Raw genomic sequence first — 24,059 nt, forward strand, 5'->3', positions numbered from 1 at the left:
CTAGTCCCTAATACCCCTAAAAGATAAGATCTCAAGTAGATAATCATTGCTGTTTATTAAAAAAAATTGCGGCAGTAAGGGTAAAAAACATTATGAATGATGTCCTCGATTCTCGCTCGGTCTTAGAAGTGTTGCGACCGGTACAAGACCCAGAACTCCGCAAAAGTCTGGTAGAAATGAACATGATTCGCAACATTAAAATCACAGAAGGTAAGGTCAGCTTCACTTTGGTGTTGACTACACCCGCCTGTCCTTTACGTGAATTTATTGTCGAAGATTGTCAAAAGGCTGTTAAAAATTTACCAGGCGTTACGGATGTATCCATAGAAGTGACAGCGGAGACACCCCAGCAAAAAAGTTTACCTGATCGCAATGGTGTTCTTGGTGTCAAAAATATCATTGCTATTTCTAGTGGCAAAGGTGGCGTCGGTAAAAGTACGGTGGCTGTGAATGTTGCTGTTGCTCTGGCTCAAACAGGAGCAAAGGTGGGTTTGCTCGATGCTGATATTTACGGCCCCAACGACCCAACAATGTTAGGACTGGCTGATGCCCAGATAGTAGTACGCTCCTCGGAAAAAGGAGAAATACTTGAACCTGCTTTTAATCATGGTGTCAAATTAGTATCAATGGGCTTTTTGATTGACCGCGATCAGCCAGTCATATGGCGGGGGCCGATGCTAAACGGGGTGATTCGTCAGTTTCTCTACCAAGTGGAATGGGGAGAATTAGATTATTTGATCGTGGATATGCCACCAGGAACGGGGGATGCTCAGTTAACATTGACACAAGCGGTGCCGATGGCAGGGGCTGTAATTGTAACTACACCCCAAACCGTAGCTTTGTTAGATTCTCGCAAGGGCTTACGGATGTTCCAACAGATGAATGTTCCCGTCTTGGGAATAGTAGAAAACATGAGTTATTTTATTCCCCCAGATTTGCCGGATAAGCAGTATGACATTTTTGGTTCTGGTGGTGGTTCAAAAACAGCAAACGAGTTGGGAGTGCCATTGTTGGGATGCATACCCTTAGAAATTTCCACCAGAATTGGTGGTGACAATGGTGTACCAATAGTAGTTGCCGATCCAAGTTCTGCCAGTGCTAAAGCTTTTAAAGCGATCGCTCAAACAATCGCAGGCAAAGTATCAGTTGCAGCTTTAGCATAGGGAACTCTTAACAGGGAACAGGGAACAGGGAATAGGGAAAAACTGTAACCTATCACCTGTAACCTGTCACCTACTTAAATTAGTCAGTAAATTTAAAGTCTAAATCTAAAATCTAAAATTACTAATGTTGTTAAAAAGGTCACGTTCCTGGCTCCCCCAGCTACGTTGGAAATATTGGTTTAAACCTTGGCAACAAGTAGACTGGTTGTTATTTTGTTTACCAATCAGCTTAACCATATTTGGCGGGATTATGATCCGCAGTACGGAATTAAACCAAGGACTCACTGATTGGTGGTGGCATTGGCTGATTGGTGGAATTGGTTGTGTGATCGCGTTGCTCTTAGCCCGCATCCGTTACGAAAATATGCTGCAATGGCACTGGGTTACCTACACTCTTATCAACATCAGCTTAATTGCAGTCATGCTGATCGGTCATAGTGCCAAAGGCGCACAGAGGTGGATAGGTGTCTTTGGTTTTAACGTTCAACCCTCAGAATTTGCCAAAATCGGAATAATTATCACCCTTGCAGCTTTGTTGCACAAACGCACAGCTTCTAGCCTCGATAATGTGTTCCGGGCTTTGGCTATCACTGCCGTTCCTTGGGGATTAGTCTTTTTGCAGCCAGACTTAGCAACTTCACTGGTATTTGGCGCGATCGTTTTGGGGATGTTGTATTGGGCAAATGCTAATCCCGGCTGGTTGATACTGCTGATTTCTCCAATTGTTGCTGCAATTTTATTTAGCATACCTTGGCCATTTGCGATCGCTTTCTCAAAAGACCTAACATTCGGTCCTTTGGGGTTAGTTTGGTCAATCGCGATGGGCATTGTTGGCTGGTGTACTCTCCCCTGGCGGCGATTTGGTCTTGGCACCATTGGAGCATGGGGTTTAAATATGCTGGGTGGGGAATTAGGACTTTTTGCTTGGAAGTATTTACTCAAAGATTATCAAAAAGACCGACTCACTTCATTTATCAACCCTAATGCCGATCCCCTCGGTTCTGCCTATCACCAAATCCAATCTCGGATTGCTATTGGTGCTGGTGAATGGTGGGGATGGGGTCTTTTTAAAGGCCCAATGACTCAGTTAAATTTTGTTCCTGAACAACATACAGATTTTATTTTCTCTGCTGTAGGTGAAGAATTTGGTTTTATTGGGTGTTTACTCGTTTTACTGGTATTTTGCTTACTCTGCCTACGCCTATTGCATATTGCCCAAACTGCTAAAGACAACTTTGGCTCACTGTTAGCTATTGGTGTTTTATCTATGATTGTATTCCAGATGATAGTCAACATTGGTATGAATGTAGGTTTAGCACCAGTAGCAGGCATTCCCCTTCCTTGGATGAGTTATGGGCGTTCTGCTATGTTGACAAACTTCATTGCCTTGGGAGTAGTCGAATCGGTGGCTAACTTTCGACAAAGACAGAAGTATTGGTCATAGTCAACAGTCATGATCATTGATAATTGAAAAGCAACAAAGCGCAAATTACCAATGACAAATCACTAGTCACAAGTATTAAGCTATTAACAGGAACGCTAGAAGGTACACATTATGATCCTGCCAGGAGCAACTGTTCGCGTCAAAAATCCGACAGATATCTATTATCGTTATGAAGGACTCGTGCAACGGGTTAGTGATGGCAAGGTTGCCGTACTGTTTGAAGGTGGTAACTGGGACAAATTAGTTTCCTTTCGCCTTTCGGAATTAGAAGTTGTAGAAACCACCGCAGGACGTAAAAAAGCAAAATAAATTAACTCTTGTCACTGGTCATTAGTCATTAATGACTAATGACCAATAAATACTATGCGCCTCCCCCTACCACAATTTAATAGAGGCGATCGCCATCCCAACCACTTTGCAGAGGTGATCGAAACTTCTACTTGCGATTTTTTAGCCCAGTGCTTGGAACCAGAAGATTTAAGCTTTCCTCCCATGCCTCCCTTCGGTAGTTGGGTTTATTCTGTAGATGAAGAGTCTGGCAATCAAGTGTATGCTGTAGTGCATTATGCAACCACGATGCCCGTAGATTCCGTACACCGACCAGTCGCTCTGGGGTTATCTTTGCAGGAGTTGCGAGAGGAACAACCCCAAATTTTTGCCATGCTCAAAACTGAGTTTCGTGCAGTAATTGTGGGGTTTGAAACAACCTCTGGAACTCAAGGTTCCAGTAATAGGATGTACCAATATTTACCCCCTCGCCCTCCCCAAATCCACCAACCAGTTTATCGTTGCGAACCAGAAGCGATCATTAAATTCACTGAAGAGTTTGATTTTTTACGGACACTACTTTGTGTTAACAGTGCACCAGTAGAGTCTTTAACAGCAGCAGCTATTCGCGAGGTATATCAATTGCGTAAAGCTGATCGACAATGGCTAACTAAAGCTGGACGAACTCTAAGTGTGTTGCTCAAAGATGACTATGATCGCTTACGGTTTATTTTGAGTCAAATCCACCCATAGGTAGTTGCTTGCTCGTGGCTTTCGTTAATGTAAGTAAAATTTTGGAATTGAAACCAGCATTTAGAAAATCGCAGCCTCACTGTTAACCCTCCAAGCCCTACCTATGGAACTGATATCACAAGTTCTGATTATTGAACCTAGTACCCGTGTTTTTGTCCAAGAACCCATTCTTCCCTTTGCCATTCTCTTAGTGGTTATTTTAGTTGTACCAATTCTGTTTGAGCGGCTACGAGTACCGGGATTAGTAGGTTTAGTGTTATCAGGGGTAGTTTTTGGCCCTTCTGGATGGCATATATTTCATATCAATTCGCCAATATTAAACCTGTTAGCAAATATTGGGTTAATCTACTTAATGTTTGTAGCAGGTCTAGAAATTAACCTGGAGCAATTTCGCGATCAGCAGAAATGGCAAGCTTTAGGTTTTAGTAGCTTGACCTTCGGTGTACCTTTGGTAGTGGGAATTTTAATTGGCCGGAGCTTTGATTTTGACTGGATTGCTACAATCATCATTGGCTCGACCTTAGCTTCCTACACTCTTTTGGCATATCCCTTAATTAATCGTCTCGGAATAATCAACAACGAGGCAGTGAGTGTAGTCGTTAGAGCTACTATTTTTACCCATCTAGGTGCATTACTGGTATTAGCCTTATGTCTAGCAGTTAATACCAAAAACTTAGGCTTTTGGCAGATCTTTCCTTCACTGAATTCATTAGCTATTTATACATTCGTCGTTTTAGTTGGTTGCAATTGGGCAGGTAAAGAATTTTTGCGGCGATCGGGAGAAGATGAGGGCAATCAGTTTTTGTTTGTGCTGCTTTCTGTATTTTTCGCTGTTATAAGTGCGCAATTATTTGGCGTAGAAAGAATTGTCGGAGCATTTTTAGCAGGTTTAGCTGTAAATGAAGTAGTCGGTGAAGGGCCGGTAAAAGATAAAGTGGTCTTTGCTGGGAGTGTGCTGTTCATCCCTATTTTCTTTGTTTACCTTGGCTTGCTCATTGACCTGCCCAGCTTGATTAATAACATCGCTACACTTGAGTTAACTTTTTTAATGATTGTGGGTTTAATAGCCAGTAAATTTATCGCAGCTTTATTGACAAGACTGGTTTACCACTACAACTGGCAAGAAATGTTAACTATGTGGTCGCTTTCACTACCTCAGGTTGGCGTGACATTAGCTGCAACTTTAGTAGGTTACCAGAGTGGGTTGCTATCAGGAATGGTCTTAGACAGCGCCATTATACTCATGGTTTTTACATCAACTTTAGGACCATTCATGACCAGTCAGTTTGCTGTTAGTTTGCCTTCCTCACCAACTAGACAACAACCTGCACCAGTGCCACCTGAAAATAATTCTGAAAAAACAGACAAAAAGCCGTCTACTATCATCGTACCAGTTTACAATCCGCAGACACAGCAATACTTAATTGAAATGGCGGCATTATTAGCTGATCAAGCTAATGGCAGAATTATGCCTTTAGCAATTGCCACTGCCACAGCTCACATGGATGCACCCCAATTAGAAACCTCTTTACAAAAGAGTGAAAGGTTACTCACAAAAGCTACAGCACTAAGTCGAGTATTGGGTGTAAAAGCAGAGCCACTATTGCGTATCGATGATGCTTTTGCACAAGGAATCAGCAGAGCCGCACGCGAACATAAGGCTAATTTAATTGTTATGGGTTGGGGTAAACGCACTGGGTTAAGAGCGCGGTTATTTGGTAATGTCATTGATGGCGTGCTCTGGGCATCTCACTGTCCAGTTGCAGTTACACGTCTAGTGGACTCACCAAAAAAAATACAGCGTATCTTAGTGCCAGTAGAAAACCTCATCGCACCAACATTACAACCCGTACAATTTGCTCAAATTCTGGCAGAAGCAAATCAAGCACAAGTAACTGTGTTAAATGTGTGTGATCGCCGTACTAGTTCTAGCAAAATATCATGGCGGCGATCGCAACTTTCTTTACTGGTGTCAAAGTTAACTTTGCCTAATCCACCAGAAATACAAATCATCGCTCATGAAAATGTTGCCCAGGCAATTTTGCAAGCAGCACGATTATATGATTTAGTTGTACTGCCTTTTGTACGTAATCGTACTAGTCCGGGTGGATTAGCGATAAGTGATGTCACAACTCAGTTAGCTAGTCAATTGACCTGCTCTATTGTCATGTTTGGAGAACCACAACACAGCCCATCTACAGCTTTATTAACAGGTGTACCTAACTCGACAGCAGTTGTTTAAAAGACGGTAGGTAGATAGCGTTAGTAGCTAATTTTTTAATTACTGAACGACGTCCTCACTAGCCTAAGCATTTGAGCGATTTGACGAGAAAAATATTTAGAATTTTCTTACTCACAAAGATTTCTATGAATTTAAGAAATTTTTACTGATACACAATTTAGTTGATATATGTGAAACTGTGATTGGCAAATTGATTAGTAGCAAAATTTTGAGATTTAGCATTATTATTTATTTAAATTAAAAAGATTAATTGAATAATTTTAATTTTTTTAAAGATTTAGTAAAAGTTTATGTAAATCTTAATATTTCCAAAAGATATTTGATAATTTTCTTAAATAATTGTTTAATTACTAAAAAATTACGTATAAACAACAAAACTTGTCTACGAAAAAATATTGACTAATATTGACTAATATTATCTAGTTGTCTCAATCACAATACCTGTGCTGTTTTTATACCATTAGTGGTAAATCTAAGCACAAGTTCTAGTTCTGGCTAAAAATATCTGCAACTACCAAGGAAACTATGAGAATTTTGGTGACGGGCGGTGCCGGCTTTATTGGTTCCCATCTGATCGACCGACTAATAAATGAGGGACATGAAATAATTTGCTTAGACAATTTTTATACTGGTCATAAGCGAAATATTTTGAAGTGGTTGGATCATCCTTATTTTGAACTCATCCGCCATGATATTACTGAACCAATTCGGTTAGAGGTTGATCAAATCTATCATCTAGCTTGTCCTGCATCTCCAGTACATTACCAGTACAATCCTGTCAAAACTGTCAAAACTAACGTGATGGGAACCTTAAATATGTTGGGGTTAGCAAAGCGTGTCAAGGCTCGCTTTCTGTTGGCTTCAACTAGTGAAGTTTACGGTGATCCCGAAGTTCATCCCCAAAGTGAAGAATACAGAGGTAGTGTCAATCCGATTGGACTTCGTTCATGCTACGACGAAGGCAAACGTATTGCCGAGACATTGGCATTTGATTACTACAGGCAAAATAAAGTTGATATTAGGGTTGCTCGCATTTTTAACACTTACGGGCCTCGGATGCTGGAAAATGATGGTCGGGTGGTAAGCAACTTTGTAGTTCAAGCTTTACGGGGTATCCCCCTGACAGTATATGGTGATGGATCGCAAACCCGTAGTTTTTGCTATGTATCAGACCTTGTGGATGGACTGATACGGTTGATGAATGGAGAATATATTGGGCCAGTGAATTTAGGAAACCCTGACGAATATACAATTCTCGAATTAGCTCAGGCTGTGCAAAACCTGATCAATCCAGATGCACAAATTAAGTATGAGCCACTGCCCGCAGACGATCCGCGCCGTCGTCGTCCCGATATTACTAAAGCTAAAACATGGTTAAATTGGAAACCTACCGTTCCTTTACCAGAGGGGTTAAAACTGACTGTAGAAGATTTCCGCGATCGCATAACGAACACTCAAACCTCAAAAATCAATAGTTAAAAATACTCATGCAACAGTTAAACTAACTCATAACTTTTAGCTGTAGACTGCTGAAAACTTCTTTTTTAAATTTAACCCCAACAAAGCAAGGAATTGAAAAAAATGCGTGTTTGCGTTATTGGTACTGGTTACGTGGGCTTGGTGACGGGTGCTTGCTTGGCTCACATCGGACATGATGTTATTTGTGTAGATAACAACGAAGAAAAAGTAAAGTTGATGAAGGCTGGGCAGTCACCGATTTTTGAACCGGGACTCTCGGAAATTATGCAAGCTGCTATTCAAGCTGGTAAAATCCAATTTACGACCGATCTTGGTGCAGGAGTCAGTCATGGCGATATTCTCTTTATTGCTGTAGGAACCCCGCCACTGCCCACAGGTGAAAGTGATACCCGTTACGTCGAAGCTGTTGCCCGTGGAATTGGTGCCAATTTAAACGGTGGCTACAAAGTGATCGTAAATAAATCGACAGTACCAATTGGCTCAGGTGACTGGGTGCGGATGATCGTTTTAGATGGCATCGCCGAACGCCAAAAAACTTTAGTACCCGTTGGGGGTGGGCGTACTGAAGAGAAACTGCCTGAGATTACAGCTCAGTTTGATGTAGTCAGCAATCCAGAGTTTTTGCGTGAAGGTTCGGCGGTTTACGATACTTTCAACCCCGATCGCATTGTTTTAGGTGGTAATAGTTCTCGGGCTGTTGCCATGATGCAAGAATTATATGCTCCGATTGTTGAGCGTAAATATGCTGAAGACCAGTCTCTACCACCAGTACCCGTGTTGGTAACAGACCTGAGTTCGGCAGAAATGATTAAATATGCTGCTAACGCCTTTTTGGCAACCAAGATTAGCTTTATTAATGAAGTTGCCAACATTTGCGATCGCGTTGGTGCGGACGTTACCCAGGTAGCCAAAGGTATCGGTTTAGACTCTCGGATTGGCAACAAATTCTTAAACGCTGGTATCGGCTGGGGTGGTTCCTGCTTCCCCAAAGATGTGGCTGCTCTGATTCATACTGCCGATGACTACGGTTATGAAGCCCAGCTACTTAAATCTGCTGTCTGTGTTAACCAACGCCAGCGCTTGATTGCTGTAGAAAAACTTCAACAAGCATTGAAAATCCTCAAAGGGAAGACAGTTGGATTACTTGGTTTAACTTTCAAGCCCGATACCGATGATATGCGTGATGCTCCAGCACTCAACCTCATTGAGCAACTGAACAGACTAGGAGCCAAAGTTAAAGCATATGATCCAATTGTTTCCCAATCTGGTTTGCGTGATGGTCTAACAGGTGTACTGGTAGAAACCGATCCCGAAAGACTTGCTGATGGCTGTGATGCTTTAGTACTAGTGACTGAATGGCAGCAGTTCAACAATCTTGACTATGGTCAGATGGCAAAATTAATGAGTCACCCTGTGATCATTGATGGTCGCAACTTCCTCGATCCTGAAAAAATGGTTAGAGCTGGCTTCCAATACATAGGCGTGGGTCGATAGAAATTCAAAAACCTCACAAATACTCGTTACCAGGTTGAACCTGGTAACGAGAACTATAGCATTCTGGCTCTCTTCATTTCACGGCAATTAAAAACCGCCTGAACATGCTCTATGTAGCAGCACAACAAGCGGTTGTCTACAACCTAATAGAATAAATAAAACCTATGATTGAGATACACCAGAAGCAGCGAGTTCTGCCAAGCGTTCCTGCTGATCTTGAGAGATACAAGCTTGAATAACTGACTCTAAATCGCCTTCCAGAATAGTGTTCAGCGAGTAGTTTTGCCCAAGACGGTGGTCTGTAACGCGGTTATCTTTATAGTTGTAGGTGCGAATTTTTTCAGAACGTGCTCCTGTACCAACCTGCGATCGCCGCATGGAAGTTACTGCTTCCTGTTGTTCACGCAACTTCATTTCATACAATTTCGCCCGCAGGATCTGCATTGCCCGTTCTTTGTTTTGCAACTGACTGCGTTCCTCGGTACAGAAAATCCGAATTCCAGTGGGTTTGTGCATCAAGTCAACTGCTGTTTCCACCTTGTTGACGTTTTGTCCACCAGCACCACCAGAACGAGCTGTAGTCATTTCTATATCTTTAGGGTCAATATGGATTTCCACATCATCCACTTCTGGCATAATCGCCACGGTGGCAGTAGAAGTGTGAACCCGTCCACCAGCTTCTGTAACTGGTACGCGCTGTACTCTATGGACACCCGCTTCAAATTTGAGCTTGCTGTAAACGTTGTCTCCCTGTATTTCCAGAATAGCCTCTTTAAAGCCACCCATTTCAGCAAGAGATTCACTTACCAGCTTGACTCGCCAGCCCTGAGTGTCTGCGTAGCGGGAATACATTCGGACTAAATCACCAGCCCAGATACTAGCTTCATCACCTCCAGTACCTGCACGAATTTCCAACATGATGTTTTTATCATCATTGGGATCGCGTGGTAATAATAATATCTTCAGACGAGTTTCCAGGTTGTCAATTTTTTCTTCCAGTTCCTGAACTTCCATCGCTGCCATTTCTTGCAGTTCTGGATCGCCTTGAGATTCTTTGAGGACTTGACGCGCCCCTACTAATTCTTCTTGAGCTGTTTTCCAAATTTCATAGGTGTTGACCACTTCTTCCAAAGAAGAACGTGCCTTTGCCACTTGCTGATACTCATCCGGATTTTTGGCAGTATCAGGATCGGCAAGACGACGAGTCAATTCATTAAAAGTTTGTTCAACAGATTTAAGTTTCTCCAGTAAATACTGTTCAGCCATGACGAGTGCAATCGCTCCTTAAAATAACAAGTTGGCTCAAGCCTTAATGACAAGCGACCCAGCAGATGCAGGGTCGTCGTAAAATGAGGCTGCCAACCAGCTACTTTTTATTTTTGCCGCCAGAAGTTCGATCGTTCGTCATGCCGTATTTACGACGGAAGCGTTCAACGCGACCTTCGGTGTCAATTATCTTCTGAGTACCAGTGTAAAATGGGTGGTTTCCAGACCAAACATCTACGTGCAGTTCTGGCTTTGTAGAGCCTACGGTCATCACAACTTGACCATTGCAGTAAACTTTAGCCTCTGGATACCATTCGGGATGAATTCCAGGTTTAGCCATTGTTTTTTGTTTGTGAGTTTATTACAATTATAACTTTTGGCTTTGAGCCTAATTGATGGCAACAAATAGTTTAGCCACCAGGTGACATACTCCTAAACTGATCCAAGCATACAGTGTAGGCTTCTCGTCCAATCCGGCTATTGCTTAGGAGGTGACGAGCTTTGTTTTAAGTCCACGGAATGCCCTACCGCAGACTATCTAAACACAATCCAAAATCGCTTAACGCTTGGAGTACTGAGGGGCTTTGCGGGCTTTGTGTAAACCGTACTTTTTCCGTTCTTTTGCCCGTGGATCACGGGTAAGATAGCCTTCGGTTTTCAAAGGCGAGCGGTTTTCTGGATCGAGTTGACAAAGAGCGCGAGCTACTCCCAGACGAATTGCATCTGATTGTCCAGTTAAGCCGCCACCTTCAGCCTTGACCAAAATATCATATTCATTCTCCAGACCCAAAGTTTCTAGAGGAGCTTTGATAATTCCCAGGTAATTGGGATTGAACTGGAAATACAAATCTCCAGCTTTACCATTGACGTTTAACTGGCCGCTACCTGGAATTAGGCGTACACGTGCCACAGCAGACTTACGACGACCAGTACCCCAGTACATGGCACGACCGTCAGTATTATCGATTGCTTGCATTAATCTTGTTCTCCTGGAATGGTACTAATTTTTAGTTCTTGAGGTTTTTGGGCTTGATGAGGGTGAGTCGGGCCAGCGTAAACTTTAAGCTTAGTAAATAACTGGCGTCCCAGAGTGTTTTTGGGCAGCATTCCTTTCACAGCATGCTCAATAATCCGTTCTGGTAAACGAGCTTGCAGCTTGGCAAAAGTTTCTGTTTTCATGCCACCGGGACGACCAGAATGGCGACGATAAAGCTTTTGGCTACGCTTTTTGCCGGTTACAGCTACTTTTTCTGCATTAATGACAATTACAAAGTCGCCTGTATCTAGATGGGGTGTATATTCAGGTTTATTTTTCCCTCGTAGCACCATCGCAATTTCGCTGGCCAAACGGCCAAGACGCTGATCGGTGGCATCTACAACGTACCAGTCATGCGTGAGAGAATTACCAGGAGGAAGGTATGTTTTGTTCAGTGTCATTTGTCGTTTGTCCTTTGTCATCTGTCTTTTATTATTGTCATTTGTCTAGTAGTCATTTGGCTTTTGTCATGACTAATGTTGACTAATGACATAGAGAGGCTGTGTATCAAACCAGACCTCTTTTGGAAAGGGAAAATCTGGATAGCCTACTCGCAAAAGGCATAGACCGTGAGAGGGTGCAGCATATTTCACCTCTTCTCGACGTTCATATTTCCAGAGGTCGGTAAAGTTAGCTAGCGATCGCTGCCCAGAACCTACCTGTACTAGCATTCCCACCAACAGCCGCACCATCCCATACAAAAATCCATCTGCCTGAATTTCAATATGAATAAATGGATCGCTACGATAACACTCTACTGCTTGCACCTCTACCCAAGAATGCTTGCGACTTGAGTTAGCCCGATGAAATGCTCCCAAGTGATGGCATCCAACCAGGGGCTTCAATGCTGCTTGCATCAATAATTCATCTAAAGATGCATGATAATAATGCCAACAAAAGGCTTTAGTGAACAAGTTCGGTCGTTGATCGGTATATATGGTATAGCGATATCGGCGATATGCGGCACTAAAACGAGCATGCCAACTTTGACTCACACCTGCTGATGCCCGAATCAATATATCTTTAGGTAAGTAACTGTTTAGAATTGTTGCCCATTTATGAGCTGGTATTACACTGTTGGTGTCAAAATGAGCCACTTGAGCGGCGGCGTGAACTCCAGCATCAGTACGTCCCGCACCATGTAATGTCACTGGATAGCCGAGGATATTCGCCAGTGCTGTTTCTATTTCCTCTTGTACCGTGCGATGTTGTAGTTGTCTTTGCCAGCCATGAAAATGAGTGCCCAGGTATTGGATTACCAGGGCGACTCGCTGGGTTGGTGTAGGCTGGTAGCTCTCTAACATACAATCAATTAAAGTCTGAAGTCTGAAGTCTGAAAAAAGTATGAAGTGTGAAATATGAATTATTTAATTTGCAATTAATTCTTTCTTCTTATTACTTCATCCTTTATCCTTCATCCTTCATCCTTCTTACACCAACTCAATGATTGCCATTTCGGCGTTATCTCCGCGGCGACGTACGGTATGCAAAATCCGAGTATAACCACCTTGACGGTTACCATAACGACTAGCAGCTTGATCAAAGAGAGCATGAACTAGTTGTTTATCATACAAATAACCGATCGCCTGACGACGTGCTGCGAGGGAGCCATCTTTTGCCAGGGTAATCATTTTGTCTACTTCTGCCCGTACGACCTTGGCTCTGGTTAGAGTTGTGGTGATTCGACCATGACGAATCAACTGGGTAGTCAGCGCTCGCAACAGAGCACGACGCTGATCGGCAGGTTTACTGAGTTTTTTGACTCGACAACGATGACGCATAACTATGAACCATTAACGATAATACTTACTTAAGATGGCTGCTAATTGTTAATTGTTAGTTGCTATTAACCATTAGCTATTAACCTCCATGTTTAGAAGACCTTTCAGTCGGCAAAGTAATACCTAAGCGTCGCTGTAAAGCCTCAACTACTTCTTCAGCCGACTTTTGACCAAAGTTTTTAATTTCTAAAAGGTCTTCTTGGGTATAATCCAACAAGTCCGCTACAGAATTAACTTGTGCTCGCTTTAGACAGTTATAAGCACGTACTGAAAGCTGTAATTCTTCAATTGGAATTTGAGCAGTGGGGTCGTCTGGGATATCAGAATCTGTATCTGTCTGTCTGATATCAATGTCTTTTAAGGGGTTAAATAAGTCTACTAAGATTCCAGCTGCCGAGGAAAGAGCTTCTTGAGGGGTTAGACTGCCATTTGTCCATATTTCCAACAGCAGTCGGTCTTTGGGCAATCCACTATCACTACGAGTTTCTTCAACACTGTAGTTAACTTTTCTGACTGGCATAAATACCGAGTCAATTTGGAGAAAGTCTAAAGATGTCGCTTCTTCACGACCTCGCTCTATGGTGCGATAACCCTTACCCTTCTCAATCCGAAATTCCATTTCCAGCTTTCCACCATCAGCTAGGGTAGCTATGTACTGGGTTGGGTCCATTACTTCTACTTCGCTTGGCAAATCAAAATGTGCCGAAGTGACGGTGGCTGGCCCAGTCACAAGTAAGCGACCTATTTGCGGTTGAGCGGAATAGCTTTTGAGGATAACTTCCTTCATCCTCATCATAATTTCCAAAACATCTTCCCTTACGCCCGGAACAGTAGCAAACTCATGTGTAACACCCGCGATTCTTACTGCTGTTACCGCTGTTCCCTCTAAGTTTGACAATAAAATCCGTCTCAGAGCATTGCCAGCGGTAGTTCCTTGTCCCCGCTCCAGAGGTTCCAAAATAAATTTGCTGTAGTGGCTCCGACTTTCTTCTGTATTAGACTCTACACATTCAATTTGAAATTGCGCCACGGAGTAGCCTCCCTTGTTGTAAGGTCTTGCTTGTAGGCAATAATTTGCCTACAGATAATTTTTTGCCCTGTGCTTGAGGTCTATCAAACTGCAATTTTCCAATGGCGATAGAGTTTGAAGTCCTGAAGAACTGATGGGCGCTACTATTATGTTTTAGGTTTTCCGAAGTTTAGCAGTTCTTCGTGCAATAAAAACTGACGCACTTCGGACGGCCACTATACGTGTGAGGGAAACAGGCAAGTTTAACACTCATCAATAATTCAGTAATCATTTGCTGTAGCTTGCGGCAAGCCCTACGGGTTTACCAGTCGTACCCTACGGAAAGCTGTCCTGACGGACGGTCTACACGGGAGAAATCCCCAAGATCGTGCTGGTTTACCGCAGCGCGTCTGTACTGTTTACTGTTAACTGTTCACTGATTGCCTCTACCGCCCAAGTGTTTGTGTCTATACTCGACGGCGTTTGGGCGGACGACAGCCATTATGGGGGATCGGGGTAATATCCCGTATTAATGTTATTTCCAGTCCTGCTCCTTGTAATGCCCGGATTGCAGTTTCTCGACCTGCTCCTGGGCCGCTTACCATTACCTCTATTTGGCGCATTCCCTGATCTATTGCTCGACGTGCTGCACTTTCAGCAGCGGTTTGGGCTGCAAAAGGAGTTCCCTTTTTTGCGCCTTTGAAGCCGCTAGAGCCAGCACTTGCCCAAGAGATCACATCTCCGTTTTGATCGGTAATGGTGACAATGCTATTGTTGAAAGTAGACTGAATGTAGGCAATACCGTTAGGTACATTGCGTTTCTGTTTTTTGCTCCCAGTTTTTTTACTTGGTTGTCGCGCCATAGTGGTGTAACTAAATGAAGGTAAAACTTGCTTTTAGCAAGCATGAAAGAAGAATTATTTCGTTGGTGCTTTTTTCTTGCCAGCCACTGTCTGCCTTCTACCGCGTCTGGTTCTGGCGTTGGTGCGAGTCCTTTGTCCTCTGACTGGTAGACCTAAGCGATGGCGACGTCCTCTGTAGGTACCAATGTCAACTAAACGCTTGATGTTCATTGCTTCCAAGCGTCTTAAGTCGCCTTCTACTTGATAGTTACTTTCGATTTCTGCCCGTAGGGCTGTCACATCAGTATCACTGAGATCTTTAACACGGGTGTCTGGATTCACACCTGTAGCTTCTAAAATCTCTTTAGACCTTGATAAACCAATTCCGTAGATATAAGTTAGACCAATTTCAACACGCTTATCACGTGGAAGGTCTACTCCGGCAATACGTGCCACAACAATTATCTCCCTATCTTCTCAAGCTTTTTTGTCTCTTTGAAATAGTGATTTTGTGCTTCACTGAATTCCAAGCGCTATAACTGTAGTATTGCTTTAGCCTTGGCGTTGTTTGTGCTTCGGGTTAATACAAATCACCATTACGCGACCCCGACGTCGGATCACGTTACATTTTTCACACATTTTCTTGACTGAAGCTCTGACTTTCATACTTTTTTGATTGATTACAAATAGTGAATTATAGCATTTTTCGAGAAAATATTCAGTTAAATGGTAGAAGGAAAACTAACAGATTTGGTTGTATGGTATAGTATTCTACATACACTTACTTTTTCCGAAATCTATAGGTGATTGAACCTCGCTTATTTATTGGCTCTTTCACTCCATATTCTTGTCTTTGCCATAACATCCCTTAAAGTAACTCCCTTAAGGAGGGATGCAAGCCAAGAGGTCAGCACCGCTATGTTCTAAAGTCACTTTGAACTTGTGATTTAGTAACAATCTAGCCATCATTTTCTTCAACTTGAAACGTATCACTTGAGCAAATCTCGGTGATGACACCTTCAATCTAAATCCTGTTTTGCTCATTCAATTGTCTCTTCACCTCCTGTAAAAACTATTACTTCTACATTATTTCTTGCGCAATCGATAAGTGATTCGACCCTTTGTAAGGTCGTAGGGAGTCAGTTCAACTTTGACGCGATCGCCAGGTAAAATCTTGATATAGTTGCGGCGAATTTTACCAGAAATGTGAGCTAGAACATTAAAGCCATTGTCTAGATCAACGCGAAACATCGCATTGGGCAATGACTCAGTCACAGTTCCTTCCATTTCAATCAAATCTTGCTTAGACAATTTGTTTGTTCCTCAACTCAACTATTGTTGTCGTTTGCAGCTAATTTTAGTCTGCACTCGCACATAATTCGGGGAATATATCAACAGTTTATTAATATATCTTATCTAAAATTCTTGACACTATCTGGAATGAGAGTGGATGAGAGTAGGATAGGATACAGTTTCCTGATCCCACTCCATATAGGTGCTTGTAAAACTAGGAAGCGTTTACCTGTTTTTTAATTTCGGTAGAAACTTCTTCAAGGGACTGATTACCATTGACACTCAAGAGTTGATGACGGTTACGGTAAAAATCAATCAAGGGGGCTGTCTCAGAGCGGTAGACTTCTAGGCGGCGACGAATCACTTCTTCCGAATCATCTTTGCGTCCACGTTGCAGCAAACGACCGACTACAACCTCATCTGGAACATCCAAATTAACTACCTTTTCTCCACTTTGAGCTAACTTTTGCAGCAATTCCTCTAAAAAAGCTGCTTGTTTGACTGTGCGGGGAAAACCATCAAGAATCCAACCCGAATCAGTATCACCTTGCTGGAGACGTTCCTCCACCATATCTTGCACAAGTTGATCGGGAACTAATTCTCCTCTATCCATATAGCTTTGAGCTTTAATCCCAAGAGGAGTTTGTTCTTGCAATGCTTGGCGTAAGATATCACCCGTAGAAATATGGGGGATGTTCCAGTACTCAGCTAATGTTTTAGCTTGAGTTCCTTTGCCGGCTCCAGGTGGTCCCAAGAAGATTAATCGCGTCACTACTGTTTCACCATTCCTTCATAGCGCTGAGAAATCACGTAGGTTTGAATTTGCTTTGCTGTATCAATTGCCACTCCAACTAAAATTAGCAAAGAAGTAGCACCTAATCCTCTGAAGGTTGGTACTCCTAAAGCTCTTTCTACGGCAGTGGGAATAATAGCAACCAAACCCAAAAATATAGCACCCAAAAAAGTTAGTCGGTTTAAAACGCGCTCTATATATTCGCTGGTGGCTTTACCCGGACGAATACCAGGAATACTAGAACCCATTTTTTTGAGGTTTTGCGCTATGTCAACAGGGTTTACAATCAAAGATGAATAGAAATAGCTAAAGAATACGATCGAAATGAGGTAAACTAGCGCGTAAGCCCAAGATTGAGAGCCGCCAGGACTTAAATAAGTATTGATGATGTTGGCAATCTCTGGATTTCTAGTAAAGTTGGCGATCAAAAGTGGCAAGCTAAGAATTGCAGCAGCGAAAATAATTGGCATCACTCCGCCTTGATTTAAACGTAAGGGGAGATAGCTACGCTGCTCGGCGAAAATACGCCTACCGACTTGACGACGAGCAGAAATAATCGGAATACGGCGAATCGCTTCTTGAACAAATACAATACCGACAATCGTCGCTAAGAAGACTAGGACAAGTACAATAACTGGGCCAACTCTTTCCCTTACTATTTCTTGACCGCTACCTTGGATGTAGGCAATAGTATCACTAAGAGACTTGGGTAGTGTTGCCACGATGTTGACAAAAATCAACAAAGATGCGCCATTTCCAATTCCCCGCTCTGTAATTACTTCCGATGCCCACATTACGAACATTGAGCCAGCGACTAAAGCCACTGCTGTTTCAACTACAAAAAATGGACTGAAGTTATAGGCAAAAGGTCTGAGCCAGAATGCTGCTAAGAAGACACTTTGAAGAATCGCCCAACCCAAAGCTACATAGCGTGTAATTTGGGAAATCTTTCGCCTTCCTGCTTCACCTTCATTTTTCTGCAAATTTTCTAAAGATGGAATGGCAGCAGTAAGCAATTGGATAATAATAGAGGCATTAATGAAAGGCAAAATACCTAAGGCAAAGACTCCCAATGCCGAAAGTCCGCCTCCAGAAAAAATATCCAAAAAGCTGAAAATCTGGTTATTGCTACTAACAGCAGCAGCAAACTGCTCTCGATTAATTCCTGGTATGGGTATGTGTATACCCATACGAATCAGAATCAGAATACCAACGGTGACAAGCAGCCGACCTCTTAGCCCAGCTGCTTGTGCCATTTGCATAAAAGTTTCTTGAGCTGTTGGGGGTTTATCTCGACTGATCATAGAGGGCTACCTTAGATAGTGAAGCAGGCGCTGGCTAGAGTACGCGTACGCTTAGGTGCGCTCCCAGTTGGCTCACTCTAAAACTTCACAACTCCCACCAGCTGCCTCAATTTTGCTACGAGCTGTACCTGTGAAAGCTGCCGCCTTAACTTTGAGCGGAACGCTCAATTCCCCATCACCCAAAATTTTCAATGGACCTTTGACAGCAGTGAGAATACCTGCTTCTTTTAGAGAGGTCAATGTTACTTCTGTATCTGCTGGGAGGGAGGCTAGCTTCTCTACATTAATCGTAGTGTAATTTTTACGATTAACTAGGGGAAAGCCCTTCAACTTTGGTATGCGGCGGTACAATGGCTGTTGACCACCTTCAAAACCAGGTCTGGTACCGCCACCAGATCTAGCTTTTTGACCACGCATACCTTTACCGGCACTTGCACCCTGACCGGCAGAGATACCGCGCCCTAGACGACGAGGTCGCTTTTTTGAGCCTTTTTGAGGACGAACATCATTTAATCTCATAATCAAAGCTTTTCGTAAGAGAATATTTTTAGTTTGCTAATAGCTAACAGCTAATGGCACGTAACAATTAGCAATTAGCATTTAGCTATTAAATGTAAAGATTTTCTACAGAAACACCCCTGTCTTCAGCAACTTCTGAGAAGGTACGCAGGGTGGTAAGAGCATTGATAGCAGCTCTTGCGTTGTTGAGAGGATTATTTGAGCCGAGTTGTTTAGCCAAGACATTACGAATGCCTGCCAACTCCAGCACAGTACGAACAGCGCCACCGGCAATTACACCAGTACCAGGAGCGGCTGGACGCATCATTACCTTTGCACCGCCGCCCATGCCATTAATGGGGTGGGGAATGGAGTTGGATTTGGTAATGGGAATGTCAATTAAGTGTTTTTTGCCGTCGGCTACACCTTTTTTCACGGCACCAATTACATCTGAGGCTTTACCTACTCCCACACCTACTTGACCGCGTTCATTACCGACGACCACGATCGCGCGGAAGCTAAGTTTTTTACCTCCTTTTACTACTTTGCTGACTCGACGGATCTGAATAACCCGCTCTTGCCAGTTAGTTTCTTCTTTTTTTGCGCGGTTAGCTTTACGACGATTTGTTGCCATGTTTCGATAGTCCTTTGTCCTTTGTCATTTGTCACTTGTCCTTTGCCATTTGTCATTTGTTGCTAATGACTACTAACTAATGACCAATGACTAGTATTTAGAAATCTAGCCCAGCCTCACGTGCTGCTTCAGCTAGTGCTTTCACCCGACCATGATAAAGATTGCCACCGCGATCAAAGACTACCTTAGAGATGCCTTTTTCTAGCGATCGTTGAGCGATTAATTTACCAACTTCGGTAGAAGCTTGACAGTTTTTACCTGAGCCAAGTTTGGATTTTAATTCGGGTTCAACAGAAGAGGCTGCCACTAAAGTGTGATGACTAGTGTCATCAATTACTTGAGCATAAATATGCTGGTGTGAACGAAACACTGCTAACCGTGGACGTTCGGTAGAACCGTTTACTTTGCCGCGAATGCGCCGACGGCGACGCTGTCTTGATTCTATACGAGTAAGCTTCATAATTTATTTCTTACCACCCTTACCAGTCTTACCAGCTTTGCGTCTAACGACTTCGCCAGAGTAACGAATACCTTTACCTTTGTAGGGTTCTGGGGGACGAACGGCACGAATTTTGGCTGCCGTGTTGCCTACCACCTCTTTGTCATAGCCGCTGACAATAACATTGGTGTTATTTTCAACTGCAAAGTTAACTCCCTCTGGTGGTGCAATCTGCACTTGATGGCTATAACCCATATTTAAAACGAGGGTACGACCTTGGACTTGAGCCCGGTAACCAACTCCTTGAATCTCCAAACGGCGTTCAAAGCCTTTGGAAACTCCTTCAACCATATTGGCAACCAAGGTGCGGGACAATCCGTGCATTTGCCTTGAGGTGCGTGAATCATCTCGACGGCTAACCGTCAAGATTTCCCCTTCTTGGGAAACTATTACATGATTGGGAAGCTCGCGAGAAAGCTCACCTTTTGGCCCTTTGACACTAACTTTGGTGCCATCAACTGTCACTTGCACTTTTGCAGGGACTGTGATTGGGCGTTTACCAATTCGAGACATAACCTTTTGTCCTCTGTTGTTTGTCGTTTGTTATTTGTTTTTGTCTTTAGCTAATTACAAATGACAAATGACTAAATGACTACCAGACGTAGCAAAGTACTTCGCCACCCAAATTCTGACGCCGTGCTTCCCGATCGGTCATGATGCCACTGGAAGTCGAAATAATGGCAATGCCAATACCACCTAATACCCGTGGTAATTCCTTTTTGTTGGAGTAAACACGCAAGCCTGGTTTGCTGATTCGCTTAAGGGCTGTAATAATCGGTTGGCGATTTTTACCCTTGTACTTGAGGGAAATCACCAAGTTACGTTTTACTCCTTCGCCTGATTCTTCATAATCACCAATAAATCCTTCTTCTCGAAGAACTTTGGCTATACTACGGGTCATTTTTGTGGATGGCACTTGTGTAGTTTGATGCCGCGCTAAATTAGCATTGCGGAGGCGCGTCAACATATCAGCGATAGTGTCGTTTGTTGCCATCGTTTCCTCTATAAATGAATTTATTGATCCCGAAAGGGCATTCCCATTTCTTTTAGTAAGGCGCGACCTTCTTCGTCAGTGTTAGCTGTAGTGATGATGGAAATATCCATCCCTCGGATTTGGTCAATACTGTCGTACTCGACTTCTGGAAAAATCAATTGCTCTCTGACGCCAAGAGTATAGTTACCACGACCATCAAAGCTTTTGGGGCTGACACCACGAAAGTCGCGGATTCTCGGTAAAGATAAGTTGATTAAACGGTCGAGAAAAGCATACATCCGATCGCCTCTAAGGGTCACCATGATCCCAACAGGCATACCTTGACGAATTTTGAAGCCTGCGATCGCTTTTTTTGCCCGCGTTACTACGGGTTTTTGACCGGTGATCAAGGCAATTTCACTTAAAGACGCTTCCAGAGCTTTTGCATTTTGAGCTGCTTCTCCCAAACCCCGGTTCACAGTTACTTTCACCACCTTCGGTACTTGATGAATATTGGTGAATTCAAACTGCTTCATCAGTTTGGGGACAATTGTTTCTTGGTATAAACTTTTTAGTCTTGTTGCCATAGTTTTTTGTCCTAGCTACCCCTGGGCTTGGTCAGGGAAGAGATTGAAGTATGAAGTCTGAAATCTGAACCAATCAGTGATTTAATGACTAATTTTCATCCTTCAGCCTTTACACTTTTATTTATCTAGAATTTCCCCAGTTTTCTTGAGCATCCGAACCTTTTTGCCTTCAGCAGTGAAGGTATAACAGATGCGACTAGCAACGTTTTGCTTATTGGAGTAAAGCATGACGTTGGAACTGTGAATTGGATATTCTTGGGTCACAATTCGTCCCGACTCGCCTTCTGCTTGGGGTTTGACGTGCTTAGTCTTGATGTTGACACCTTTGACAACGACTTTGCTTTCTTGGGGAAGTGCTTTGATAACTTCACCAACTTTGCCTTTGTCTTTACCGGCAATCACCTGCACGGTATCGCCAGTTTTTACGTGCATTTTGTAAAATTTGGGCTTCTCCTTCTTGCTTGGCATTAGAGCACCTCCGGAGCCAGAGAAACAATTTTAGTAAAGTTTTTGTCGCGTAATTCTCGTGCAACTGGTCCAAAGACCCGTGTTCCTCTGGGGTTGCCATCTTTGTTAATGATTACTGCGGCATTGTCGTCAAAACGAATGCTCATACCGCTATCCCGCTTGATATTATGACGGGTGCGAACAATCACTGCTTCAACAACATCAGATTTTTTGACAGCCATGTTAGGCTGTGCATCTTTGACAACAGCGATAATTCTATCGCCGACGTGACCGTAGCGACGGTTACCTGCCCCAAGGACGCGGATACACATAAGTTTACGGGCTCCGCTGTTGTCTGCAACATTAAGATAAGACTGGGGTTGAATCACAATTACTCTCCTTGGTTTTGTTAATTGCTAATTGTTAATTTTTCATTGTGATTAACCATTAGCTCTTAGCTGTTAGCTATTAACCTTTAGCTATTTTTTGTGGTGAGGATTTCTGTGACTTGCCAGCGCTTAGTCCTGCTCAGGGGTCTAGTTTCTTGAATGCGAACGCGATCGCCTATTTTACAGCGATTCTCTTCGTCATGAACTTTATAACGCCGGGTTTTCACCACGATTTTGCCGTACTTGGGATGGGGAGCGCGGTTTTCAACGGCGACTACCACCGTTTTTTGCATTTTGTCGCTCACTACTAAGCCAACTCTTTCTTTGACTGCCATACTCTCTTACTCTTGTTCTTTAGCAGGTTGACTTGTTGCCCGCTTGCGCTCTGCTTCTACCGTCATTAATTGAGCAAGGCGGTGTCGGGCGTGTCGAAACTGATGGGGTTTTTCTAGTTGTCTTGTTGCTTTTTGCAAGCGCAACTGAAATAACTGCTTTTTGATAGCAAGAATTTCTTCTGCTAGCTGTTCGTCAGTTAATTCTCTTGCTTCTGAAATTTTTGGAAGAGGCATAACCTACTCCTGCGTCTCCTGCTCAGAGCGTGAAATGAACTTAGTTTTAATCGGCAGCTTATAAGCAGCCAAGCGCATTGCTTCACGGGCAGTAGCTTCGGGTACACCCGCGATCTCAAATAAAATTCGTCCGGGCTTTACTACTGCGACCCAGTATTCAGGCGAACCCTTACCGGAACCCATCCGTGTTTCAGCAGCACGCATTGTTACAGGCTTGTCTGGGAAAATACGAATCCAGATTTTACCTCCTCTACGGATGTAACGGGTCATTGCCCGACGAGAGGCTTCAATTTGGCGGGCAGTGATCCAAGCAGGTTCTTGGGCTTGGAGGGCAAAATCACCAAAGTTAAGGGAGTTGCCAGCAGTGGCAAGACCTTTCATTCGTCCGCGTTGCTGTTTGCGGAATTTTGTTCTTCTAGGACTTAGCATGATTTGTCATTTGTCGTTAGGTCAAGAGTCATTAGTCATTAGTCCTTAGTCATTTACTAATGACTAATGACTATCCTTCATTTGAGCGGTCTTCAAATTGCTGACGACGGCGCTGTTGTTGACGGCGACGTGGTTCGCGCTCCCGTGTTGTTGTTGGAGTAGGCGTTTCTTCTTGTCCGGGAATAATTTCTCCCTTAAATACCCAAACCTTGATACCGAGAATACCGTAGACAGTTTTTGCGGTACAGTAAGCGTAATCAATATCGGCCCGTAAAGTATGTAGAGGTACTCTACCTTCACGAGTCCACTCAGTCCGAGCAATTTCTGCGCCGTTCAAACGACCACTAACTTGCACTTTGATGCCTTGCACTCCAGCTCTTTGGGCGCGCTGGATAGCTTGTCGCACTACTCGTCGGAAGGAAACCCGGCGTTCTAGCTGTTGAGCGATATACTCAGCAATTAAGTAGGCATCAGCATCAACGCGTTGCACTTCAACGACGTTAATACGAATTTGGCGATGACTACCCAACAGTTGTTGGAGTCCATTTCGTAATGCTTCAATGCCTTGCCCACCTCGACCTACCACTACACCAGGTCGAGCTGTGCGTACTTCGAGATCGATTTGGTCTGCTTTACGCTCAATCCGCACTTCAGAAATACCAGCGTTGTTTTGAGCGTATCTGCCCAGCTTTTCTTCAATAAAATTACGAAGTTTGTGGTCTTCTTGTAAAAGTTCTGGATAACGGCTAGGGTCGGCAAACCAACGAGATTGGTGTTCTTGGGTGATGCCCAAGCGAAAACCAACTGGATGTATCTTCTGTCCCACGAATGCTTCCTCTAAAAAATTCTTTTTGTACGCAATTGTTCG

32 protein-coding genes are annotated in these 24,059 nt (G+C 43.3%); 7 read left to right on the plus strand and 25 right to left on the minus strand.

The genetic code is table 11. The features are described 5' to 3' along the window. The first annotated feature begins 92 nt into the window (after window positions 1-92). From U2718_RS09045 to U2718_RS09075, 7 genes are all read left to right on the plus strand, one after another. Window positions 93-1,163: an Mrp/NBP35 family ATP-binding protein gene (locus U2718_RS09045; protein ID WP_341997445.1), complete on the plus strand. Its 1,071-nt coding sequence runs from the start codon at window positions 93-95 to the stop codon at window positions 1,161-1,163. A gap of 124 nt (window positions 1,164-1,287) precedes the next feature. After that, a complete protein-coding gene (rodA, locus tag U2718_RS09050) occupies window positions 1,288-2,607 on the plus strand; it encodes a rod shape-determining protein RodA (protein WP_341997447.1) in 1,320 nt (439 codons plus the stop codon). Between the two features lie 111 nt (window positions 2,608-2,718). Then, on the plus strand, window positions 2,719-2,916 hold the full coding sequence (locus tag U2718_RS09055; protein WP_289790522.1) for an NAD(P)H dehydrogenase subunit NdhS: 198 nt from the start codon (window positions 2,719-2,721) through the stop codon (window positions 2,914-2,916). A gap of 54 nt (window positions 2,917-2,970) precedes the next feature. Then, window positions 2,971-3,627, plus strand: a complete 657-nt coding sequence (locus U2718_RS09060) for an HAS-barrel domain-containing protein (protein ID WP_341997451.1) — start codon at window positions 2,971-2,973, stop codon at window positions 3,625-3,627. A gap of 103 nt (window positions 3,628-3,730) precedes the next feature. Then, window positions 3,731-5,869, plus strand: a complete 2,139-nt coding sequence (locus U2718_RS09065; protein ID WP_341997452.1) for a cation:proton antiporter — start codon at window positions 3,731-3,733, stop codon at window positions 5,867-5,869. A gap of 525 nt (window positions 5,870-6,394) precedes the next feature. Further along, entirely contained in the window at window positions 6,395-7,348 is a 954-nt protein-coding gene (locus tag U2718_RS09070) for a UDP-glucuronic acid decarboxylase family protein (RefSeq protein WP_341997454.1), read from the plus strand. Between the two features lie 102 nt (window positions 7,349-7,450). Further along, window positions 7,451-8,842 (plus strand): UDP-glucose/GDP-mannose dehydrogenase family protein, encoded by a 1,392-nt coding sequence (locus tag U2718_RS09075; RefSeq protein WP_341997456.1) that lies wholly within the window; start codon window positions 7,451-7,453, stop codon window positions 8,840-8,842. A gap of 162 nt (window positions 8,843-9,004) precedes the next feature. On the opposite strand, the gene prfA is transcribed toward U2718_RS09075, so the two are convergent. The 25 genes from prfA to rpsC all read right to left on the minus strand — a co-directional run bounded on the left by prfA (window position 9,005) and on the right by rpsC (window position 24,017). Further along, complete coding sequence (gene prfA / locus U2718_RS09080) at window positions 9,005-10,108, minus strand: peptide chain release factor 1 (protein WP_341997457.1); 1,104 nt, start codon at window positions 10,106-10,108, stop codon at window positions 9,005-9,007. A gap of 100 nt (window positions 10,109-10,208) precedes the next feature. Next, window positions 10,209-10,448 carry a 50S ribosomal protein L31 gene (gene rpmE, locus U2718_RS09085; protein ID WP_341997459.1) on the minus strand — a complete coding sequence of 80 codons (240 nt, stop codon included), beginning with the start codon at window positions 10,446-10,448 and terminating at the stop codon, window positions 10,209-10,211. Between the two features lie 219 nt (window positions 10,449-10,667). Then, window positions 10,668-11,084 carry a 30S ribosomal protein S9 gene (gene rpsI / locus U2718_RS09090; RefSeq protein WP_341997461.1) on the minus strand — a complete coding sequence of 139 codons (417 nt, stop codon included), beginning with the start codon at window positions 11,082-11,084 and terminating at the stop codon, window positions 10,668-10,670. Continuing rightward, window positions 11,084-11,539, minus strand: a complete 456-nt coding sequence (gene rplM / locus U2718_RS09095; RefSeq protein ID WP_341997653.1) for a 50S ribosomal protein L13 — start codon at window positions 11,537-11,539, stop codon at window positions 11,084-11,086. The genes rpsI and rplM overlap by 1 nt, the downstream gene beginning before the upstream one ends. A 78-nt stretch (window positions 11,540-11,617) precedes the next feature. Then, window positions 11,618-12,448 (minus strand): tRNA pseudouridine(38-40) synthase TruA, encoded by an 831-nt coding sequence (gene truA, locus U2718_RS09100; protein WP_341997463.1) that lies wholly within the window; start codon window positions 12,446-12,448, stop codon window positions 11,618-11,620. A 126-nt stretch (window positions 12,449-12,574) separates the two neighbouring features. Continuing rightward, window positions 12,575-12,925: a 50S ribosomal protein L17 gene (rplQ, locus tag U2718_RS09105; protein ID WP_341997465.1), complete on the minus strand. Its 351-nt coding sequence runs from the start codon at window positions 12,923-12,925 to the stop codon at window positions 12,575-12,577. Between the two features lie 79 nt (window positions 12,926-13,004). After that, window positions 13,005-13,955, minus strand: a complete 951-nt coding sequence (locus U2718_RS09110) for a DNA-directed RNA polymerase subunit alpha (protein WP_341997467.1) — start codon at window positions 13,953-13,955, stop codon at window positions 13,005-13,007. A 446-nt stretch (window positions 13,956-14,401) separates the two neighbouring features. Next, on the minus strand, window positions 14,402-14,797 hold the full coding sequence (gene rpsK / locus U2718_RS09115; protein ID WP_016877827.1) for a 30S ribosomal protein S11: 396 nt from the start codon (window positions 14,795-14,797) through the stop codon (window positions 14,402-14,404). A 54-nt stretch (window positions 14,798-14,851) separates the two neighbouring features. After that, entirely contained in the window at window positions 14,852-15,232 is a 381-nt protein-coding gene (rpsM, locus tag U2718_RS09120) for a 30S ribosomal protein S13 (protein WP_341997470.1), read from the minus strand. A 96-nt stretch (window positions 15,233-15,328) separates the two neighbouring features. Further along, on the minus strand, window positions 15,329-15,442 hold the full coding sequence (gene rpmJ, locus U2718_RS09125; RefSeq protein ID WP_341997472.1) for a 50S ribosomal protein L36: 114 nt from the start codon (window positions 15,440-15,442) through the stop codon (window positions 15,329-15,331). A 420-nt stretch (window positions 15,443-15,862) separates the two neighbouring features. Continuing rightward, on the minus strand, window positions 15,863-16,087 hold the full coding sequence (gene infA, locus U2718_RS09130; protein ID WP_006276978.1) for a translation initiation factor IF-1: 225 nt from the start codon (window positions 16,085-16,087) through the stop codon (window positions 15,863-15,865). Window positions 16,088-16,283: 196 nt separating this feature from the next. Beyond that, complete coding sequence (locus tag U2718_RS09135; protein ID WP_341997506.1) at window positions 16,284-16,841, minus strand: adenylate kinase; 558 nt, start codon at window positions 16,839-16,841, stop codon at window positions 16,284-16,286. Continuing rightward, entirely contained in the window at window positions 16,841-18,166 is a 1,326-nt protein-coding gene (gene secY / locus U2718_RS09140) for a preprotein translocase subunit SecY (protein ID WP_341997508.1), read from the minus strand. Before secY ends, U2718_RS09135 begins: the two co-directional genes overlap by 1 nt. Before the next feature lie 72 nt (window positions 18,167-18,238). After that, entirely contained in the window at window positions 18,239-18,685 is a 447-nt protein-coding gene (gene rplO / locus U2718_RS09145) for a 50S ribosomal protein L15 (protein WP_341997510.1), read from the minus strand. An 88-nt stretch (window positions 18,686-18,773) separates the two neighbouring features. Then, the gene (gene rpsE / locus U2718_RS09150; RefSeq protein WP_341997511.1) at window positions 18,774-19,298 is read right to left on the minus strand and encodes a 30S ribosomal protein S5; all 525 of its coding nucleotides are present in this window, start codon (window positions 19,296-19,298) and stop codon (window positions 18,774-18,776) included. Window positions 19,299-19,395: 97 nt separating this feature from the next. Further along, on the minus strand, window positions 19,396-19,758 hold the full coding sequence (gene rplR, locus U2718_RS09155; protein WP_341997513.1) for a 50S ribosomal protein L18: 363 nt from the start codon (window positions 19,756-19,758) through the stop codon (window positions 19,396-19,398). Window positions 19,759-19,761: 3 nt separating this feature from the next. Further along, window positions 19,762-20,310, minus strand: coding sequence for a 50S ribosomal protein L6 (gene rplF / locus U2718_RS09160; RefSeq protein WP_341997514.1), 549 nt, complete (start codon window positions 20,308-20,310; stop codon window positions 19,762-19,764). A 79-nt stretch (window positions 20,311-20,389) separates the two neighbouring features. Then, window positions 20,390-20,791 carry a 30S ribosomal protein S8 gene (gene rpsH, locus U2718_RS09165; RefSeq protein WP_341997516.1) on the minus strand — a complete coding sequence of 134 codons (402 nt, stop codon included), beginning with the start codon at window positions 20,789-20,791 and terminating at the stop codon, window positions 20,390-20,392. Between the two features lie 20 nt (window positions 20,792-20,811). Continuing rightward, complete coding sequence (gene rplE, locus U2718_RS09170; protein WP_341997517.1) at window positions 20,812-21,357, minus strand: 50S ribosomal protein L5; 546 nt, start codon at window positions 21,355-21,357, stop codon at window positions 20,812-20,814. Between the two features lie 117 nt (window positions 21,358-21,474). Further along, a complete protein-coding gene (gene rplX, locus U2718_RS09175; RefSeq protein ID WP_341997520.1) occupies window positions 21,475-21,825 on the minus strand; it encodes a 50S ribosomal protein L24 in 351 nt (116 codons plus the stop codon). Further along, window positions 21,825-22,193 (minus strand): 50S ribosomal protein L14, encoded by a 369-nt coding sequence (gene rplN, locus U2718_RS09180; protein ID WP_289790501.1) that lies wholly within the window; start codon window positions 22,191-22,193, stop codon window positions 21,825-21,827. Before rplN ends, rplX begins: the two co-directional genes overlap by 1 nt. A gap of 86 nt (window positions 22,194-22,279) precedes the next feature. After that, the gene (gene rpsQ, locus U2718_RS09185) at window positions 22,280-22,528 is read right to left on the minus strand and encodes a 30S ribosomal protein S17 (RefSeq protein ID WP_341997522.1); all 249 of its coding nucleotides are present in this window, start codon (window positions 22,526-22,528) and stop codon (window positions 22,280-22,282) included. Between the two features lie 6 nt (window positions 22,529-22,534). Further along, on the minus strand, window positions 22,535-22,762 hold the full coding sequence (gene rpmC / locus U2718_RS09190) for a 50S ribosomal protein L29 (protein WP_341997524.1): 228 nt from the start codon (window positions 22,760-22,762) through the stop codon (window positions 22,535-22,537). Between the two features lie 3 nt (window positions 22,763-22,765). After that, the gene (gene rplP, locus U2718_RS09195; RefSeq protein WP_289790498.1) at window positions 22,766-23,191 is read right to left on the minus strand and encodes a 50S ribosomal protein L16; all 426 of its coding nucleotides are present in this window, start codon (window positions 23,189-23,191) and stop codon (window positions 22,766-22,768) included. Between the two features lie 70 nt (window positions 23,192-23,261). Continuing rightward, entirely contained in the window at window positions 23,262-24,017 is a 756-nt protein-coding gene (rpsC, locus tag U2718_RS09200) for a 30S ribosomal protein S3 (RefSeq protein ID WP_341997526.1), read from the minus strand. Window positions 24,018-24,059 lie beyond the last annotated feature (42 nt).

It is taken from the genome of Chlorogloeopsis sp. ULAP02, from assembly GCF_038404745.2.
Classification (GTDB): domain Bacteria; phylum Cyanobacteriota; class Cyanobacteriia; order Cyanobacteriales; family Nostocaceae; genus Chlorogloeopsis.